General features: G+C 40.0%; 17 protein-coding genes, 2 pseudogenes and 1 riboswitch. Of the genes and pseudogenes, 16 read left to right on the forward strand and 3 right to left on the reverse strand.

Annotated features, from left to right (window positions below; translation table 11 throughout):
- Positions 1-27 precede the first annotated feature (27 nt).
- Positions 28-204, reverse strand: a complete 177-nt coding sequence (locus JCM19043_RS17685) for a helix-turn-helix domain-containing protein (protein ID WP_231631501.1) — start codon at positions 202-204, stop codon at positions 28-30.
- Positions 205-251: 47 nt separating this feature from the next.
- Complete coding sequence (locus tag JCM19043_RS10285) at positions 252-791, reverse strand: AraC family ligand binding domain-containing protein (protein ID WP_062322275.1); 540 nt, start codon at positions 789-791, stop codon at positions 252-254.
- Positions 792-943: 152 nt separating this feature from the next.
- Here JCM19043_RS10285 and JCM19043_RS10290 point away from each other — a divergent pair, with 152 nt between their 5' ends.
- The 7 genes and pseudogenes from JCM19043_RS10290 to JCM19043_RS10320 all read left to right on the forward strand — a co-directional run bounded on the left by JCM19043_RS10290 (position 944) and on the right by JCM19043_RS10320 (position 7,703).
- Positions 944-1,975, forward strand: a complete 1,032-nt coding sequence (locus tag JCM19043_RS10290) for a Gfo/Idh/MocA family protein (protein ID WP_062322277.1) — start codon at positions 944-946, stop codon at positions 1,973-1,975.
- 54 nt (positions 1,976-2,029) lie between these two features.
- A complete protein-coding gene (locus JCM19043_RS10295; protein WP_062322279.1) occupies positions 2,030-2,752 on the forward strand; it encodes a ThuA domain-containing protein in 723 nt (240 codons plus the stop codon).
- Between the two features lie 4 nt (positions 2,753-2,756).
- The gene (locus tag JCM19043_RS10300; RefSeq protein WP_062322282.1) at positions 2,757-3,494 is read left to right on the forward strand and encodes a sugar phosphate isomerase/epimerase; all 738 of its coding nucleotides are present in this window, start codon (positions 2,757-2,759) and stop codon (positions 3,492-3,494) included.
- A gap of 2 nt (positions 3,495-3,496) precedes the next feature.
- Positions 3,497-4,525, forward strand: coding sequence for a Gfo/Idh/MocA family protein (locus JCM19043_RS10305; protein WP_062322284.1), 1,029 nt, complete (start codon positions 3,497-3,499; stop codon positions 4,523-4,525).
- 69 nt (positions 4,526-4,594) lie between these two features.
- Positions 4,595-5,562 (forward strand): annotated as a pseudogene (locus tag JCM19043_RS10310) (sugar phosphate isomerase/epimerase family protein).
- A gap of 193 nt (positions 5,563-5,755) precedes the next feature.
- Positions 5,756-6,232, forward strand: coding sequence for a PH domain-containing protein (locus JCM19043_RS10315; RefSeq protein ID WP_062322286.1), 477 nt, complete (start codon positions 5,756-5,758; stop codon positions 6,230-6,232).
- Positions 6,225-7,703 carry a PH domain-containing protein gene (locus tag JCM19043_RS10320; protein WP_062322289.1) on the forward strand — a complete coding sequence of 493 codons (1,479 nt, stop codon included), beginning with the start codon at positions 6,225-6,227 and terminating at the stop codon, positions 7,701-7,703. Before JCM19043_RS10315 ends, JCM19043_RS10320 begins: the two co-directional genes overlap by 8 nt.
- Positions 7,704-7,774: 71 nt before the next feature.
- Here the strand turns inward: JCM19043_RS10320 and JCM19043_RS10325 are convergent, their stop codons facing one another.
- On the reverse strand, positions 7,775-8,551 hold the full coding sequence (locus JCM19043_RS10325) for a PAS domain-containing protein (RefSeq protein ID WP_062322291.1): 777 nt from the start codon (positions 8,549-8,551) through the stop codon (positions 7,775-7,777).
- A gap of 177 nt (positions 8,552-8,728) precedes the next feature.
- On the opposite strand from JCM19043_RS10325, the gene JCM19043_RS10330 reads away from it, so the two are divergent.
- The 9 genes and pseudogenes from JCM19043_RS10330 (at position 8,729) to JCM19043_RS10370 (ending at position 17,846) form a co-directional block, all read left to right on the forward strand.
- Positions 8,729-10,093, forward strand: a complete 1,365-nt coding sequence (locus tag JCM19043_RS10330) for a TrkH family potassium uptake protein (protein ID WP_062322293.1) — start codon at positions 8,729-8,731, stop codon at positions 10,091-10,093.
- Positions 10,094-10,412: 319 nt separating this feature from the next.
- On the forward strand, positions 10,413-11,363 hold the full coding sequence (locus JCM19043_RS10335; RefSeq protein WP_062322295.1) for a MoxR family ATPase: 951 nt from the start codon (positions 10,413-10,415) through the stop codon (positions 11,361-11,363).
- The gene (locus tag JCM19043_RS10340) at positions 11,360-12,526 is read left to right on the forward strand and encodes a DUF58 domain-containing protein (RefSeq protein WP_062322296.1); all 1,167 of its coding nucleotides are present in this window, start codon (positions 11,360-11,362) and stop codon (positions 12,524-12,526) included. The genes JCM19043_RS10335 and JCM19043_RS10340 overlap by 4 nt, the downstream gene beginning before the upstream one ends.
- Complete coding sequence (locus tag JCM19043_RS10345) at positions 12,516-13,451, forward strand: transglutaminaseTgpA domain-containing protein (protein WP_062322298.1); 936 nt, start codon at positions 12,516-12,518, stop codon at positions 13,449-13,451. The genes JCM19043_RS10340 and JCM19043_RS10345 overlap by 11 nt, the downstream gene beginning before the upstream one ends.
- Before the next feature lie 2 nt (positions 13,452-13,453).
- On the forward strand, positions 13,454-14,044 hold the full coding sequence (locus tag JCM19043_RS10350) for a transglutaminase family protein (protein ID WP_062322300.1): 591 nt from the start codon (positions 13,454-13,456) through the stop codon (positions 14,042-14,044).
- Positions 14,045-14,046: 2 nt separating this feature from the next.
- Positions 14,047-14,484 (forward strand): hypothetical protein, encoded by a 438-nt coding sequence (locus tag JCM19043_RS10355; protein WP_062322302.1) that lies wholly within the window; start codon positions 14,047-14,049, stop codon positions 14,482-14,484.
- A gap of 192 nt (positions 14,485-14,676) precedes the next feature.
- Positions 14,677-14,778, forward strand: a riboswitch (purine riboswitch).
- A gap of 90 nt (positions 14,779-14,868) precedes the next feature.
- Positions 14,869-16,386: pseudogene (gene guaA, locus JCM19043_RS10360) on the forward strand (glutamine-hydrolyzing GMP synthase).
- Positions 16,387-16,561: 175 nt separating this feature from the next.
- Positions 16,562-17,338, forward strand: coding sequence for a Fic family protein (locus JCM19043_RS10365; RefSeq protein ID WP_062322304.1), 777 nt, complete (start codon positions 16,562-16,564; stop codon positions 17,336-17,338).
- Positions 17,339-17,627: 289 nt separating this feature from the next.
- A complete protein-coding gene (locus JCM19043_RS10370; RefSeq protein ID WP_062322306.1) occupies positions 17,628-17,846 on the forward strand; it encodes a hypothetical protein in 219 nt (72 codons plus the stop codon).
- The last annotated feature ends 200 nt before the right edge of the window (positions 17,847-18,046 follow it).

Raw genomic sequence — 18,046 nt, forward strand, 5'->3', positions numbered from 1 at the left:
CGGGCTTAACCTTACTCCATGTCTTTTTTAATGGCTTTTCCGGTATTTACTCGGTGATAGTTGATATTCCCTGGTGAAAAGGCGATGAAAGTAAGGATAGTTTCCGAAGCCACACGTAAAAGCAATTTGCTCGAGGGTCATATTCGTATATTTCATTTGATTGATGGCCGCTTCTAATTTGATGTGTTGAGCGTACTGGATCATCGTCTTATCCGTATGGTCTTTAAATAAATGACTGGCACGGGATACGCTTAAATCGACTGCGACGCGACATCTTCAAGTGTCAGCGGTTCAAGCGCATGTTCTTCTATATAACGCATCATCCGTGTCACAATAAATGGCCGCTGAATCGAGTGACGCGCCTTTATTTCTTGTTCAATCATCAACATGATGCTTTTAAATAGATGCGTGTTCAAGTCGTGATTTTGTTCATGACTCGGACGTAAATTTTCCGTTGATAATAAGCGCCACAATGTGACAATCGTATCGGTTGATGATAGCGCAGCAAAATCCGGTCGGTCAAGCTTTTCCCACCAACGCTGTAACCAATCCCCCGTAACAAGCAAATGATAATCCCCGCTTAATTGATTCGGTTCAATCGTGAGTTCATAGTGCGTGTTGGGCGGGACGAAGATGATGGATCCTTGTTCTAGTTGGTACGTATTCTTACGAATCGTTGTTTCACCTTTTCCTTCAGTTTGGACGCGAATTAAAAAGTGATCAAAACCGTCACGACGCAAGTCGTGGTAACCATCTGTGTGTGATGAGTAACTACAGTGATCAATGTGCATAAAAAGATTCCTCCATTTGTAGCAAGATAGGATATGAATTCATCATATCATCTATATGAAAAAAGAGAAAGAGACGGTAAGATAAAGTTAATCAAATAAAACGTAAGTGAAATCAGATAATGAAAACGTTTAATAAAAAGGAGCGAATACTAATGAAAACATTAAAAGTAGGTATCATTGGATGCGGGAACATTTTCCCGATGCACGCAGCGAGTGTCATGGAAAGAGACGATGCAGAACTTGTCGCGGTGTGTGACGTGAAAAAAGACCGTGCGGATGAAAAAGCGAAGCAATTAAATACAAAAGCATATGATGATTACGAAGAAATGATGGATGCTGAACAGCTTGACGTTGTGCATATTTGCTTGCCGCACTATTTACACGCACCAGCAACATTAGCTGCGACAAAAAGAAAGATTCATGTGATGACAGAAAAGCCGATGGCGATCAATTATGAAGATGCCAAAGCCATGATCGACGGTGCAAAGGAAAACGGCGTCACGCTCGGTGTTATTTTCCAAAATCGTTACAACCCAGGTTCACAATTAATCAAGAATATGTTGACTTCAGGTGAATTAGGTGCCGTGAAGTCTGGTAAATTACAAGTCACATGGGACCGATCGGATGCATACTATCAAAACAGTGATTGGAAAGGAACATGGGATAAAGAAGGCGGCGGTGTCATTATTGACCAAGCGATTCATACAATGGATTTAATGCGCTGGTTCGTTGATAGTGAATTAAAGTATGTTGATGCCTCAATCAGTAACCGTGCGCATGAAATCATTGAGGTGGAAGATGCGGCTGAAGGCGTTATCGCTTATAAAAATGGTGTTGTAACAGCCTTCCATGCGATTAATTACTATACGTATGACGCCCCCGTTGAAATTGAATTGCACTGTGAAAAAGGTGTGGCGAAGATGGTTGCGGATAAAGCAACGGTAACTTTACATGATGGACGTACTTTTATTGCGGATCATAACCCCCTTGAAACATTCACGTATGATTCTGGTGTGAAAGGGTATTGGGGTGTCAGTCACGTAAAACAGATCAATAATTATTATGATGTGCTCCAAGGAAAAGCCAAAGAATTATACATCCCAGCTGAAGAAGCATTGAAGACGCAACAAATGATCAATGCGGTGTATCAATCAGGAAAAGAAAGACAACGTGTAAATTTCTAAAAACAGTCATTTGTATCATATAACATGAGAAAAGATAAAAGGGAGGCTATTAGGATGAAAGTCTTAGTTTGGAATGAAAATAGACACGAACAAAAAAATCCAAAAGTCAGTGAGATTTACCCGGAAGGTATTCACGGGGCAATTAAAAGCTTTTTGACAGAGGCAGGTCACGAGGTCACAACGGCCACATTGGATGAAGAAAACCATGGGTTATCCGATCATTTATTAAATCAAACGGATGTATTAATTTGGTGGGGACACCTTGCTCACGATGAAGTAAAGGATGAGTGGGTAGAAAAGATTCAACAACGTGTATTAGATGGCATGGGCTTATTAGTCCTTCACTCAGGTCACTTCTCCAAAATCTTTAAAAAGCTTATGGGAACCAGTTGTGATTTAAAATGGCGTGAAGCGGATGATAAAGAACGTCTATGGGTGATTGATCCGACTCACCCAATCGTTTCTGGGTTAGGGAGTTATATTGAGCTTGAAAAAGAAGAAATGTACGGGGAGCATTTTGATATTCCAGCCCCCGATGAATTAGTCTTTGTGAGTTGGTTTGAAGGCGGGGAAGTCTTTAGAAGCGGGGCGACATATAAACGTGGACGTGGGAAAGTCTTTTATTTTAGACCAGGTCATGAGACGTATCCGACGTACCATAATAAAGAGATCCAAACCGTCATTAAAAATGCCGTTCAATGGTTGAACGTAACGGACACAAATCAGCCGACATATGGTAACAGCGAGCCACTAGAATCTATTTCAAAGAAGGGATGAGGATATGATACCAGTAGCAATCCAACTCTTCACTTTACGTGAAGCGTGTGAACGAGATATGAAACAGACATTAGAACGAGTGAAAGCCATCGGCTTTCAAGGCGTCGAACTTGCCGGTTATGGTAATTTAACGGTAGAGGAAGTAAAAGAAACGCTTGATGACTTAGATTTAGAAGTCGCGGGGAGCCACGTCCCGCTAACAGACTTGATTAATCATTTAGATAAAGTCATTGACGAACAAAAATTATTAGGGAATACCCGCGTGGTTTGTCCGTTTATCTTACCAGAAGACCGAACCCATGAATTTTATCAAGATTTACCATCAGTCTTACAGTCGATTCAACTGGAACTTCAATCACATGGCATGGACTTACTGTATCATCACCATGATTTTGAGTTAGAACCTTATAATGACGGTGAGAACGTTCTCGAATACTTACTAAGAACAGTCAATGGGCTAAAACTAGAGTTAGATGTCTATTGGATTCAAAAAGCGAATGAAGATCCGATTGAGTGGATCAACAAATATAAAGACCAACTCGAATTGGTTCATTTAAAAGATATGACCAAAGATGAACGAGCAACCTTTGCACCGTTAGGTACCGGTCGGACAGACTTATCTACTATCTTAACGACAGCAACACCTGATTTTTGGATTGTTGAACAAGATCAAACCGAAGGCGATCCATTTGAAGCCATTCAAACAAGTATGACGTTTTTAAAATATGAAGGAGTGATTTGAATATGAGTAAATTAAAAGTAGCAGTCATTGGTTGTGGGAGTATTAGTAAACATCGTCACCTTCCAGAGTATCATCAGAATGACGAAGTCGAAATTGTGGCATTATGTGATATCGTTGCCTCACGTGCAGAGGCGGTAAAGGAAGTATACGGCGGTACAGTTTATACCGATTATAAGGAACTATTAAAGAATGAAACAATTGATCTTGTCAGTGTGTGTTTACCAAATGCCCTGCATGCACCAGTCTCGATTGCGGCGCTTGAAAGTGGCGCTCATGTGTTATGTGAAAAACCGATGGCAACAACGAAAGAAGAAGCAGAAGCGATGATTGAAGCAAGTGAGAAGAGCGGTAAAACATTAATGATTGCTCACAATCAACGGTTTGTTCGCTCGCATAAAAAGGCAAAAGAACTGATCGCAGAAGGAGCGATTGGAAAAGTATATAGCTTCCGTACGACGTTTGGGCATGGTGGTCCAGAAGGTTGGAGTGTTGACGGTAAAGATTCATGGTTCTTTAGAAAAGAAGACGCGGTAATTGGTGCGATGGGAGATTTAGGCGTCCATAAAGCTGACCTTATTCGCTATATTCTAGGTGAAGAGTTTACCGATGTATCAGCGATGGTTGAAACGAATGCGAAAGATAATATTACGGTAGATGATAACGCTGTGTGTCTCTTAAAGAGTACTTCAGGAGTGATTGGCACATTAACAGCGAGTTGGGCATATAAAGTGAACGAAAGTAATGCCACTGTTATTTACGGGGAAAAAGGTGTGTTACGTCTTGAAGATGATCCAAATTATAGCTTGATTGCCACGTATACGGATGGCAGTAAAGTTAACTATGAAATTGGAAAAATCCAATCGAATGAAGAAGGTCAACAAACAGCTACAGGTGTCGTTAGTCACTTTGTTGAATCGGTGAGAACGAATACAAAACCTTTAATCGATGGTGTGGAAGGTAAGAAGTCATTAGACATCATTCTAGCGGCGATGGAATCAAGTCAAACAGGTCGAACGATTAAATTAAACTAAATAATCAGATCGTGTTTGATTAGAATCGGTGCGATGCGTATGAAAAGTGAATGAAAAGGAGCGAATAGAATGAAATTAGGTGTCTTTACCGTATTATTTGCGGATAAAAATCTCGAAGAGATGTTAGATTATGTGAAAAATGCTGGGTTAGATGCGGTTGAAATTGGTACAGGTGGCTATCCAGGTGATGCGCACTTAAAACTCGATGCGTTACTAAATAGTGAAGCAGAAAGACAAGCCTTTTTAGAAAAGGTAACATCACGTGGTTTAACGATCAGTGCCCTTAGTTGCCACGGGAACCCGTCTCACCAGACGCGGCTTTTAGAAAAGACTCGCATGAAACGTTAGTCAAAACAATTAAACTTGCGGGGTTATTAAACATTCCGGTCGTCAATACGTTCTCTGGTACGCCGGGGGATTCGGAAGATGGTAAGTATCCAAACTGGCCAGTAACACCGTGGCCAGAAGAATACAGTACCGTACTCAAGTGGCAATGGGAAGAAAAACTTGTCCCATACTGGAAAGAAATTAACACAATTGCCGAAGAAAACAATGTCAAAATTGGTTTAGAACTGCATGCTGGTTTCTTAGTCCATACGCCACATACGATGCTAAAATTACGTGAACAAACAGGTAACGCGATTGGAGCAAACCTTGATCCAAGTCACTTGTGGTGGCAAGGGATTGATCCCGTGGCAGCAATTAAGATTCTTGGAAAAGCCAATGCGATTCATCACTTCCACGCAAAAGATACGTATATTGACCAAGAACATGTGAATATGTACGGTTTAACTGATATGCAGCCGTATAGCGAAGTACAATCACGTGCTTGGACATTCCGCTCAGTAGGCTATGGTCACTCGGTAAAAGTATGGAGTGATATTATTAGCGCCTTACGTACGTATGGCTATGATCATGTGGTAAGTATTGAACATGAGGATCCCATTATGTCGATTGATGAAGGGTTTATGCGTGCGGTTGAGAACTTAAAATCTGTGTTGATTTATGACCAACCAGCCGATATGTGGTGGGCATAATCCATCAAGACTCAGATGAGCTAAAAATGATAGGGAGAAAGCAACCGAGACGTCGGTTGCTTTTTTTACATAGGTTAAAAAGCAGAATCAAAAAATAAGAATAGGTTGCATGGTGCCTGAATTATAGTAATATGGTGATGGGAATCCATTGTATATTTGTAAGGATAAACACCAACAAGGAGTGATAGAGATTATGAGACAACCACCAAAATATCAGCTAGCGAAAGAGGCCATCACCGTATGGCGTATTGCGGGCATGATCATGTTTATGATACTGATGATTATTGCAGCATCAATAACTTATCTTGTATTTAGATTTGACTGGCCGCGGTTTATTGTTGGCATAGCTGCAAGTGTGCCCTTAATTGAGCTAATACTTCATGTTATTATTATACCGAAAATTCGCTTTAAACGGTTTCGCTATGAGATTTTAGAAGATGAGATTTATATTCAGCGTGGACTCATCATTGTGACGCGGACGCTTGTGCCTATGACTCGCATTCAACATGTCGATACAAAACAAGGACCGATCTTGAAAAAATATAACTTGATGACGGTCACGATATCAACGGCCGCAACGACACATGAGATTCCGGCTTTACCGAGTGAAGAAGCGGATCGGTTGAGAAATGACATTGCCGTGCGTGCAAGGGTGATAGAAGATGAATGAACAACATAAGCTGCATCCGTTGGCGATATTGTTATTTTTTCTTAAGTTAATGAAAGACAGTGTTTGGTTGGTGATTTCTGGTGTTATTTTCATAGGCTCATCTGATATTAATACGTTGTTGCCGGAACGGTTTCATACTTCCTCTGTTATCTTTGTCCTGATATTTATCTTAGTGATCATACTAGTATTTGCCGGGATAAGTTGGTTTAAGTGGCACCGGTTCCGTTACATGATTCATCCGGATGCGTTACAAATCACCCAAGGTATTATTGTGCGTCATGACCGAACCATTAAAACAAAAAATATCCATTCAATGCATGTGAATCAACATATTTTTCATCAAGTATTCAATCTCGCCAACTTAAAAATAGAAACAGCCGGTAGTGATGTCAATGTTGACGGGGAATTAAAAGCGATTGATCTTGAACTTGCGAGGCGATTAAAGTATCAATTCACGAATGATTTACCACTGGGCAATGTCACTGACTTTACACCGTCACATCTAATGGAGGGCGATAAAAAAGATGATTGGCATAGTAGTATTTACCGCTTACTTGCCGCGGGTGTGACAACGGGGAGAATCGGGACCTTATTAGCCATTGCGGCTGTTATCCCCCCTGAATTAAGCAACTATCTCCCAGAAGATATCTATCAAGCGTCAGAATCATGGGTGTTAAAGCAATCGATGGTTGTTTGGATTGTGCTTGTATCGGTATATATTACGATGATGATTGCTGTTGGTGTCATCAGTTTTCTATTAAAGTATGGTCAGTTTTCTTTGCACCGTGAAGGTGATTATCTAGTCGTCAAACATGGCCTGATTGAGAAAAAAGAGACGCAATTACATATTAACCGGATCCAAGCCATCACGTTTAAACAAAACCTGTTCCGGATGCCCTTTGGTTGGTCTGGCTGTTATGTTGATTTTGCGGGCGGTGAATTTGACGCTAAATCTGAAGGGAGATTATTGTTGTATCCACTGCTTAGGCGTCGTGAAGTGAATACATTTTTAAAACAATGTGTACCTGAATATGACATGAAAGATGTTAAGCTCGAAAGAACGGATGCCATCAGTTATTTTTACCGAATGGTCCGCTTTTCACTGCTTATACTCATTCCAAGCATCATTGGCTTCTTTTTTTATGTGCGTTGGTGGTTGATTTTAGCTGTGGTTAGTCTATTAATAGGTCGAGGAGTCTTCTATTATCTTGAATATCGATTAAAAGGTTATGCCATACGTGAGGGTGTATTAAGACTAGATTATCTTCATCGGTTTAGTCGCTCTCAGACATTGGTCAAAAGAAAACACATGTTAGAGTTAAATCGTATCGAGACACCTGCAATGAAGAAGCTACAGGTCTGCCACCTAAAGTTTGCCGTTATGAATAACTTCATCGGACAACACTTTAAGTTTAGTTGGATAAGTGTGTTACAAATGAAGATAATCACGGAATGGTTTACTAAGAAATAATAGGTTACTTAAGGACGAATAATAATGAGCGAGTAGATGTAATATCTATTCGCTCATTACTGTTTCACGTATTAAATTTTTAAAGATTTAATCGCGTCTTTTACTGTAAGATAAGTTGTCAACCCTTTAAGGTGGTCACCAAAATCAAGTGTTTTAATGGCTAGTTCCGGGCGGATACCAGTTAAGACAAGTTGTGTCCCGACGAGTTTTGTAAGATCGTGAAGTTTCAGCAATGAGGCAGCAACATAGGTATCTACTTCAAATAAGCCAGACAAGTCAAGAATGAGGTAATCATTCTTGGATGTGGTTAAGTAACTTGAGATGGTATTGGTCAGTTGTTCTAACCGAGATTGGGTAATCGTGCCGATTAACGGTAAGACAGAAATTTCACGCGTAATCGGGACAATCGGTGTCGATAAGTGTTCCATTTCGTCTAAGGCGGCTTGTAACAGGCGTTCTTTTTCTTTTAGTTCAGTCACATCTTTTTGGATACCGATAAAGTAAAGTTTCTCTTCGCCTTGTTCTTCTACCCACATTGGATCAATCGTCAGTTCATTCCAGAACCCTTGATCCGATTTCGTATAGTTGTAGATTTGTACCGTAATAGATTCGCGGTTTTGTATGGCCTCTCTAACTGCCTGGGTGGTTCTTTCACTCGTCTCGCTTCCTTGAAGGAACTTGCAGTTTCTCCCGATAGTTTCCTCAGCGCTATAGCCGGTGAGCTGGGTGAAGCCTTCATTGACAAAAATAATGGGATGATTATCTAAAGATGGGTCTGTAATAACGAGACCGACATGTGTATGATTGAGTGCTGCTTGAAATAGATGAATATTTTCTTCGTTAATCATAAGTTAAAAAACCTCCTGTTACCAAAAATTATGTCATGAAACTATGAAGAAATCAATGGAAATATTAATGTTACTGTAATCAGACGGAATAATAGAAAAACTTTTTTTCACTAACGATTCTTATGCGATTGTGTTAGACTATAATTGATTTGCAAAAATGCTTTAGGAGGTCAGACGATGGCCCTTTTTAAAATACCGTTAAAGACCTTTAAACAACTATCGACGGTGCAGTTAATCGTTTTATACTATTTATCAGCAATTCTTATATCAACAGCCATCTTACTGTTTCCTCCATTTTTAATGCCGGGAGTTAATGTAAGTTTACTTGATACGCTTTTTACTTCAATTAGTGCCATTAGTGTGACCGGTTTATCTGTCGTTTCCGTAAGTGAGACGTATAATACGATTGGTTATTTTGCCTTTGCGTTTATCTTACAGTTTGGCGGGATCGGCATTATGACTTTAGGTACGACGATTTATATTTTACTCGGTAAAAAAATTGGTATTAGAGAACGCCAACTCATTTCAGTTGATCAAAACCGTTCAACCTTATCAGGGCTTGTCCAGTTAATGTTAACTATTTTAAGAACCGTGATAATTATTGAAGTGATTGGAACCATTTTACTCAGTTTACGCTATTTAGCTTACTTCGATACGTGGCAAGAAGCATGGGTACAAGGGTTCTTTGCGGCAGTTAGTGCAACGACGAACGCAGGGTTTGATATTACCGGTAACTCTCTCATTCCATTTGCGGGTGATTATTATGTTCAAATTATTAATATGGTGTTACTCGTTCTTGGTGCGATTGGTTTTCCAGTACTCATCGAACTACAACAATGGGCATTAAGAGGGAAAGAACGTCGGAAGGTGTTTCGATTTTCAACATTCACTAAACTAACAACCACAACGTTTTTCTTATTGGTGATCTTCGGTGCTGGTATGATTTACTTGATTGAGCGGACGCACTTCTTTCAAGATGTCTCAGGGGTTGACGCGTTCTTTTACAGCCTGTTTCAGTCGATTACGACGCGTAACGGTGGACTCAGTACGATGGATGTGAGTGAGTTTCAATCACCGACGTGGATGGTGTTATCGTTACTTATGTTTATAGGCGCCTCACCTAGTAGCGTTGGCGGTGGTGTCAGAACAACCACTTTTGCGATTATGTTACTGTCGATTTTTCATTATGCCAAAGGTCATACTAATATCAAAGTGTTTAAACGTGAAATTTCAAGACAAGATGTCTTAAGAAGTTTTATCGTTATAACAACTGCTTTTATGCTGTGTATGATGGCCATCTTTGTGATGTCGATCACTGAGCCGTTTTCTAATACGGCTATTGCGTTTGAGGTATTCTCTGCTTTTGGTACAACGGGTCTTAGCCTAGGCATTACCAGTGAGTTATCGATGATTGGTAAAATCGTCATTATGATTATGATGTTTGTTGGCCGAATCGGGATTTTCTCCTTCCTCTTTATCATTCGCGGGAAGCCGACAAAAGATATGTATAAGTATCCAGAGGCAAAAATGATTATTGGCTAGTGGGTTCAAGTGAAAAATAGATGAATAAGCATGAGCAAAAAATAGAAATAGGCGGTGGTTCAATCCATCGTCTATTTCTATTTTTTGCGTGATGCGAGCGTTTAAATCTCCAAGAATAACCGTATACTGAAGAACGTATGAATCACTTTCACAGCACTGGGTAGATTTTTCTTCAAATTCAGTTGAAAAACTTCCAATAACTGCTGTCTTTCTGTAATATAGAGGGAGATAGTAGCGATAATCACTCTATCGCAAATGACTATGTGCAGGCTATTTTTATATAAATATTTACTCATTAACTATAGATGGAGGAATCTCGATGACGACATACCATGAACAACTAACCAAATGTATCGATCAAATAGAAACGGTGATTGTAGGGAAACGTGACATGATTATGATGAGCCTTACGAGTCTTTTAAGTGGCGGACATTTACTTATTGAAGATGTACCAGGTGTTGGTAAAACGATGCTTGTGAGAGCACTGGCGAAAACACTCGGATGTGATTTTTCAAGAATTCAGTTTACCCCTGACTTACTACCGAGTGATGTGTTAGGTGTGTCTATATATCAGCCGAAAACAGGCGCGTTTACCTACATGAAAGGACCTGTCATGAGTCATATTGTTCTTGCCGATGAGATCAACCGTACGAGTCCTAAAACACAAGCGGCCTTACTTGAAGCAATGGAAGAGCATAGTGTGACGATTGATGGTACAACGATGTCAATTGATGAACCATTCTTTGTTATGGCTACACAAAATCCGGTAGAATATGAAGGCACTTATCCTTTACCAGAAGCACAACTAGACCGGTTCTTAATGAAGGTCAATATGGGATACCCGACATTTGAGGAAGAATTGTTATTGTTGTCGATGAATGAAACAAACCAACCGCTTAACCAATTGGTTGCTATTCTTTCGCAAGAAGATGTGTTGAATATTAGAAAAGAAGTAGAAAAAGTTCATGTGTCCGACATCGTTAAACGTTATATTTTAGAATTAGTAAGAGCGACACGAAAAGCCAATCAAGTCGCCCTTGGTGTGAGCCCAAGGGGAGGCATTAATTTATTAAAAGCGACGAAAGCATATGCTTATTTAATGGGACGTGACTATGTGACACCAGATGATGTGATGACACTGGTGCCCGCGGTCTTTTGTCACCGGATGTTGTTAACGGATGAAGCGATGTATCAACAACTTACCGTTGAACACGTCATTACAGAGATCATGAGTCAAGTTGATATTCCGGTTGAGGATGACCGGGTATGAGGCGACGCTGTTATATCTTTAAGACCGTCCAACTGTTGTTGATTGGTTTTCTGTTTTATAGCTATGCGATGTTTCAAGGTGGGGCGGTGAGCTATACGTTATTTTATGCGGTGTGTGGTATATTAGTGTATCTTTTTATTATGATGCTGTACCCCATCAACCAGATAAGAGCGACGTTAACCGTTGATGACGATGAATTAGAAGCAGGCGAGAGTGCTGTTGTTACGGTCAAATTAAAACGACCATTGCCACTCCCCCTGATGTTTTTAACTGTTGAACTTTCGTTGCCACACTCGTTAAACACAACGTTTACCGGCGTAAAGGCTTTTCTTGATGAGACGTGGCCAACGCGGACAGAGAAACCAACGCGAACAGTTCTAGTCAGTTTCAAGCGTGAAACAAAGCTGACCTTTACGTTACATCAACTTCCTAGAGGAAAGCATATCCTAGAAGGGGTCAATGTCACCGTTGAAGATATGTTTCTATTCACAAAGAAAGCAACCCAGATCGAGGTTAATCAAGCGATCTATAGCTACCCTATCCTTATCCCTGCTGAGAAAAGTAGCATGAACTGGGCATTTCAAGCGGTAACGAAGAAATTGCACCCTTATCATAAACGGCGTGAAGATATGGCTGGGGTAAGAGAATATGTGAGTGGCGATAAAATCAGTCAAATTGATTGGAAAAAAAGTTCAAAACAAGACACGCTTTTCACTAAACAATTTGATCCTAAACCAGAAGAAAAAGTGATGTTTTTTTTAGATCCTCACGCTAATCTTCGTGATGATGAATGGGCGGTTGCGATCTTGTATAGTTTTATGCGCTTATTTGATATCCATAAGCGATCTTTTTACGTCAATTTAGCATCGTTTCATGAACGGTCATTTGATCAATCACTACCCGCCAAGCAAAAACTACAAAAGCTTGCACAACTAGATGTCTCTCATTATGATGCATCGCACGTTGTTTTAAAAAAAGGGGTGACCCCTGTTGTTATCTCAAGTCGTGAGTCAAACAATTTACCAGAAGCTTTGGTGTATCAACTAAAAAAGCAAAACGGTCTACTGATATTAACGTCAACAACTGAACAGCCCCCGTCAGGAATAATCTCTTACCATCTTACACCAGACATGGTGTTTGGAGGTGATCGACATGAGACCTAATAATAGCCGCCTTTGGGATAGTATATTTGGGGGTATGGTGTATGTCACCGGATTCCTAATGTATTTATTATGGTTGCACCCACTCATCTCACTTGAGGTCGTTGCTTTTGGTGAGGTCCTTGTCTTATTTAGTGCGGTTATTTTTTTATTAAGTTTGTTGAGGTTACCCACATGGCTGTCGCTTTTCTTTAAAGTAGTTGCCGCTTTATTTGTTCTGGACTATTTATATGTAGCAAAGGCAATTTTTACAAAAGAATGGTTTGAAGAGATTTATCACGTACTTCAAGTTAATCTCGATGCTTTAATCTCGAGAGATTTTGATGCTGTGACGCCGCTGGGTGAGATGCTTCTCGTCTTGCTTTTAATTATGACAATCAGCTATCTTATGGATTACTGGTTAGTGAAACGGCAGCGCGTCTTTGTTTTTACTGCGCTCACATTGATCTATTTAACAGTCATGGATACGTTTACGCCCTATCAGTTACAACCAATGATCTTGATTACGATTGTTCTTGTAGTGAGTATACTTGTGTTGAACAGTCATAGAAAGAAAATGGTACAAGAGCGTCTAACTTTTACTGGCGGACACTTTTTCCTCCGGCTTCTCTTTCCACTGGTTTTAATGTTTGCTTTATTTATCGCTCTATCTGATGACTTGCCAGTAAAAGAACCAAGTTGGCCTGATCCTGTACCGTTTCTAACAAAGGGCTTTTCAGATGGTGAGACGAATCGACGGATCGGTTACGGTGAAGATGATTCTGTGTTAGGTGGTAGTCTTGCAGACAATGATGCGCTTGTATTTACCGCATCGATTGAAGAGCCTAATTACTGGCGTGTAGACGCGAAGGAAGTCTATACCGGTACGGGGTGGGAAAGAGCTGAAGAGCTACTTACCTGCCGTATCGTAACGAACAAAGTGCATTAGGTATGCAAATGGCCGAGGTGTATTATAACGAAGGAACAAATTTCAATCGCATCGCTTATCCTTACAACTTAGCAGGATTAACATACGACGACCGAGAGTATTTATACGATCAGCGTATCGGTTTATTTGACGCCATTGACACTACTAATAATCAACGGGTTAATATATTTTATGAACCGCCAGTTTATGAACAAGTCATTCTTGATCAGCTAGAGATGCCTTACTGGGAGATAGATCCAGTGTACATTCAATTACCAAATGCTGTGCCTGATCGCGTTCATCAGCTAGCGGATGAGATTAAGGGAGAAGAAACAAATCCTTACCGCATTGCTCAGCGGATGGAACGTTATTTTAAACAGAGTGGTTTCCTCTATCAAACAACGGAAGTAGAACCACCAGAACCTGGAGAAGACTATGTCGATCAATTCTTATTTGAAAGTCGCGTCGGTTATTGTGATAATTTCTCAACGTCCATGGTCGTGATGTTACGATCTGTCGGTATTCCTGCCCGATGGGTAAAGGGGTTTAATACGGGGACAGAAAATAGTGAAGGTTATTATGAAGTGAGACAAAATAATGCCCATAGCTGGTAGAAGTGTACTTTGAAGATATTGGCTGGATGCCGTTTGAGCCGACGGTTGGTTTTAGTTCACCACGTCAAGTCATGGTTGATGAATCAGAAACGACAGAAGATGATCAACCACTGGATAGTGAGCAAGACCTTGAAGAAGAGACAGACACACCTGAAACAGAACAGGAGCCTGAACAAAGTGATGAGGAAGTCGCAGTAGAAGAAACGACTCAAAACAAGGCAAATACTGCCGTCGATTGGCGCATGGTAGTCATTGTCTTTGGTATATTAAGTAGTGTAGGGGTGATATGCCTGGCTGTTTTTTGGCGCCGGGTACTCCTGTTTATGATGACGAAACATTACTTACCAATCACAACCGAAAAAGACGTCATGATGGCGATGAAACGTTTGTTTTGGTTATTGAGATTAAGTAACGTCCGCGTTTTAGTGGTGAGACATTAACCCTGTATGGTCAAAGGCTTGATCGACGCTATGAAACAAACAAATTTAGTGAGTTATTTCATGTATATGAAGACTTTCTTTACGGGGCATTAACGGATCAAGGAACGATTCAAGCTATCGAAAAATTCTATCTATTCGTCTTAAAGTCAATTCTATCTTGACCGACTATAAGAGCACTGATAGAATAGAAACATTATTAATGCCGTTAACCTCTGTATATCCTCGATAATATGGTTCGAGAGTTTCTACCGGGAGTCCTTAAAACTCCTGACTATAGAGGCAGGATAAGTGTTGCTATTATTCTGCCTCTGTCTTTATAGACAGAGGTTATTTTTTACAGACAAACAATAAGGGGAGCGTGACGATTTGGAATTAAACAATGAAATGATTCTTGTATTAGACTATGGTAGTCAGTATAATCAATTGATTACTCGCCGTATTCGTGAGTTTGGCGTGTATAGTGAACTTCACTCACACCGTCTGACAACAGAAGAAATTAAAGCGATGAACGAAAGGGATTATTCTTTCAGGTGGCCCACACAGTGTTTATGATGACAATAGCTTTCAGTTAAACCCGGATATCTTTGATTTAGGTATTCCAGTTATGGGCATCTGTTATGGTATGCAGTTAATTACGAAACATTTTGGTGGTCAAGTCGAACGTTCAACACACCGTGAATATGGTAAGGCAGATATTACGGTCAATGAAGGGGCTAAACTGTTCCTTGGTACACCAGATACGCAAACGGTTTGGATGAGCCACAGTGATAAAGTTGTCGCGGCACCAGCAGGTTTTACTGTTGAGGCAGAAAACCCATCAACACCGATTGCGGCGATGCGTCATGAATCAAAAGAGATCTACGGCGTTCAGTTCCATCCAGAAGTAAGAAATTCTATCTATGGTAATGATTTATTAAGAAACTTTGTCTTCAATATTAGTGATTGTCAAGGTAACTGGACGATGGCGAACTTTGTTGAACAAGAAATTGAAAAGATTAGAGAAACAGTCGGCGACAAGAAAGTATTATGTGCCTTAGTGGTGGCGTTGATTCATCTGTTGTTGCTGCGCTGATTCATAAAGCGATTGGCGATCAACTGACGTGTATTTTTGTCGATCACGGTCTCCTGCGTAAAGATGAAGGCGACATGGTCATGGAGACATTCCGTGATGGGTTCCATATGAACATTATCCGCATTGATGCAAAAGAACGTTTCTTATCAAAATTAAAAGGCATCAGTGACCCAGAACAAAAACGTAAAATTATCGGTAATGAGTTTATTTATGTCTTTGATGATGAAGCAGAACGTTTAAAAGATATGGATTACTTAGCGCAAGGGACACTGTATACGGATATTGTTGAATCTGGTACAGAAACCGCACAAACGATTAAATCACACCACAACGTAGGTGGATTACCTGAAGATATGCAGTTTGAACTCATTGAACCATTAAGTACGCTCTTTAAAGATGAAGTACGCGAATTAGGTCTTGAACTTGGTGTACCAGAAGCGGTTGTCTGGCGTCAACCATTCCCAGGACCAGGTCTTGGTATTCGTGTCTTAGGTGAAATTACAGAAGAAAAATTAGAAATCGTCCGTGAATCTGATGCAATTTTACGTGACGAAATTAAATTAGCTGGTCTTGACCGTGATATTTGGCAATACTTCACTGTCTTACCCGATATCCGTAGTGTGGGTGTCATGGGTGACCAACGTACGTATGATTACACAATTGGTATCCGTGCGGTAACCTCTATTGATGGGATGACTTCAGATTGGGCCCGGATTCCGTGGGATGTATTAGAGAAGATTTCAACACGTATCGTGAATGAAGTTGATCACATTAACCGCGTCGTGTATGACATTACGTCTAAGCCACCTGCGACGATTGAGTGGGAATAAATCGCAATTAATTTTAGAATGATAAATATAAAAACTAGAACATATCCGGGGTGCCCCCTCGTGTGTTCTAGATTTTTTGTTTTGTGAGGATAAGAGATAAGGTATGAATACATTATGATTTCAATGATTATAAGGTATAATAGTGGGAGAGACAAATCATCGAAGGAGTGGAATGATGGATCTAATTAATCACATGAAATACGAGCGAATGGGTAAAGTGCGGGGCGTTTACTGGTTATTTCAAATCAATATGGCGTTTAACTCAAACAAAATAGAAGGTAGTCAGTTGAGCGAAGAACAAACGCAGCACTTATTTGATGAAGAAAAGATCTATTCGGAAAATGGTGAAAGTATTTCTTTAGATGATATTAATGAAACGATGAATCACTTTACGGCGTTTGATTATATACTAGACCATGCACATGAAGATATAGATAAGGATATGATTAAGCACCTGCACTATATATTAAAAAGTCATACATCTGATGAGAAAAATCCCTTAACGCCAGTAGGTGATTTTAAGACAAATAAAAATGTTATTGGCGCATTTAACCAAATTAACACAACAGATCCAAAGGATGTAGAGAGTGAAATAGAAGGCTTATTAAAGTGTTATCATGAACGAGAACGTATCGGTTTAGAAGACGTTGTTGATTTTCATGTGAGGTTTGAACAGATCCATCCTTTTGCTGATGGTAATGGACGGGTAGGGCGATTGATCGTATTTAAGGAATGTTTGAAAAACAATATAATGCCCTCTATTATTCTTGATCAACATAGGGATTTTTATATCACGGGATTAAAGGAATATGATAAAGGATTAAAAGAACGTTTGATAGACACATTTGGGGCAGGACAAGACTATTGTGAACAGCTATTAAAGAACTTAGGGTTTGACGATCAAGTTAGTAGCACCGTGGAACATATTAAGAATAATGAACATGAAAGTTAATGATTCAGTGATCATAAGTCGGGCTCATATTCATTTCTCATATCAATGTATAGAAATCCATTACTTCAAAAAATGTCAATGGTAGGAGGGATAAACGTATGGTAAATATACAAGATTTATTAACTAAAGCCACGGCCTTAAAAGATAAATTAGATGCCATTAGACCTTACCGGGATCCGTTGCGGAAAATCTTAGACAAGACTGCCATATTAAAAATACGTATCATTCTAATGCGATTGAAGGTAATACATTAACGCTTTATGAAACAAAAACCGTATTAGAAGATGGTGTGACGATTGCTGGGAATAGTTTTCGTGAACATGCCGAAGCAAATAACCATAGAGAGGCACTGGAGTGCTTAGGTGCGTTAGTTAATGAAGATACTCCTATGAATCAACGAACAATTAAAGATATACATGCCATTGTTTTGCAGGGAATTGACCCTTCAATTGCCGGAAAATATCGAACCATTGAACTACCCCCACCTAACATTCTAACGAATGTTTGAGAAAGGGGATTCCATAAGGACACCCTAAAGGCGACCTATGCTCATTCAACTAAGCATAGGTTTTTCTACTCTCCAACCGCTGCAAACCTATTTTCTCAACATCTGTTAAAGCATGTTGGGGAAATAGTGTGTCCCAGGAACACAACTTGCTTTGGTCGAATCGTTCTGTCTGGTAGAACGCATGGGTTCTAACAAAAGAT

The organism is Halolactibacillus sp. JCM 19043, assembly GCF_001310395.1.
GTDB lineage: Bacteria > Bacillota > Bacilli > Bacillales > Amphibacillaceae > Halolactibacillus > Halolactibacillus miurensis.

Bases quoted from the DNA above. Each gene is read 5' to 3' on its own strand.
- JCM19043_RS17685 (WP_231631501.1), bottom strand. From the start codon at position 204: ATGATCCAGTACGCTCAACACATCAAATTAGAAGCGGCCATCAATCAA.
- JCM19043_RS10285 (WP_062322275.1), bottom strand. From the start codon at position 791: ATGCACATTGATCACTGTAGTTACTCATCACACACAGATGGTTACCAC.
- JCM19043_RS10290 (WP_062322277.1), top strand. From the start codon at position 944: ATGAAAACATTAAAAGTAGGTATCATTGGATGCGGGAACATTTTCCCG.
- JCM19043_RS10295 (WP_062322279.1), top strand. From the start codon at position 2,030: ATGAAAGTCTTAGTTTGGAATGAAAATAGACACGAACAAAAAAATCCA.
- JCM19043_RS10300 (WP_062322282.1), top strand. From the start codon at position 2,757: ATGATACCAGTAGCAATCCAACTCTTCACTTTACGTGAAGCGTGTGAA.
- JCM19043_RS10305 (WP_062322284.1), top strand. From the start codon at position 3,497: ATGAGTAAATTAAAAGTAGCAGTCATTGGTTGTGGGAGTATTAGTAAA.
- JCM19043_RS10315 (WP_062322286.1), top strand. From the start codon at position 5,756: ATGAGACAACCACCAAAATATCAGCTAGCGAAAGAGGCCATCACCGTA.
- JCM19043_RS10320 (WP_062322289.1), top strand. From the start codon at position 6,225: ATGAATGAACAACATAAGCTGCATCCGTTGGCGATATTGTTATTTTTT.
- JCM19043_RS10325 (WP_062322291.1), bottom strand. From the start codon at position 8,551: ATGATTAACGAAGAAAATATTCATCTATTTCAAGCAGCACTCAATCAT.
- JCM19043_RS10330 (WP_062322293.1), top strand. From the start codon at position 8,729: ATGGCCCTTTTTAAAATACCGTTAAAGACCTTTAAACAACTATCGACG.
- JCM19043_RS10335 (WP_062322295.1), top strand. From the start codon at position 10,413: ATGACGACATACCATGAACAACTAACCAAATGTATCGATCAAATAGAA.
- JCM19043_RS10340 (WP_062322296.1), top strand. From the start codon at position 11,360: ATGAGGCGACGCTGTTATATCTTTAAGACCGTCCAACTGTTGTTGATT.
- JCM19043_RS10345 (WP_062322298.1), top strand. From the start codon at position 12,516: ATGAGACCTAATAATAGCCGCCTTTGGGATAGTATATTTGGGGGTATG.
- JCM19043_RS10350 (WP_062322300.1), top strand. From the start codon at position 13,454: ATGCAAATGGCCGAGGTGTATTATAACGAAGGAACAAATTTCAATCGC.
- JCM19043_RS10365 (WP_062322304.1), top strand. From the start codon at position 16,562: ATGGATCTAATTAATCACATGAAATACGAGCGAATGGGTAAAGTGCGG.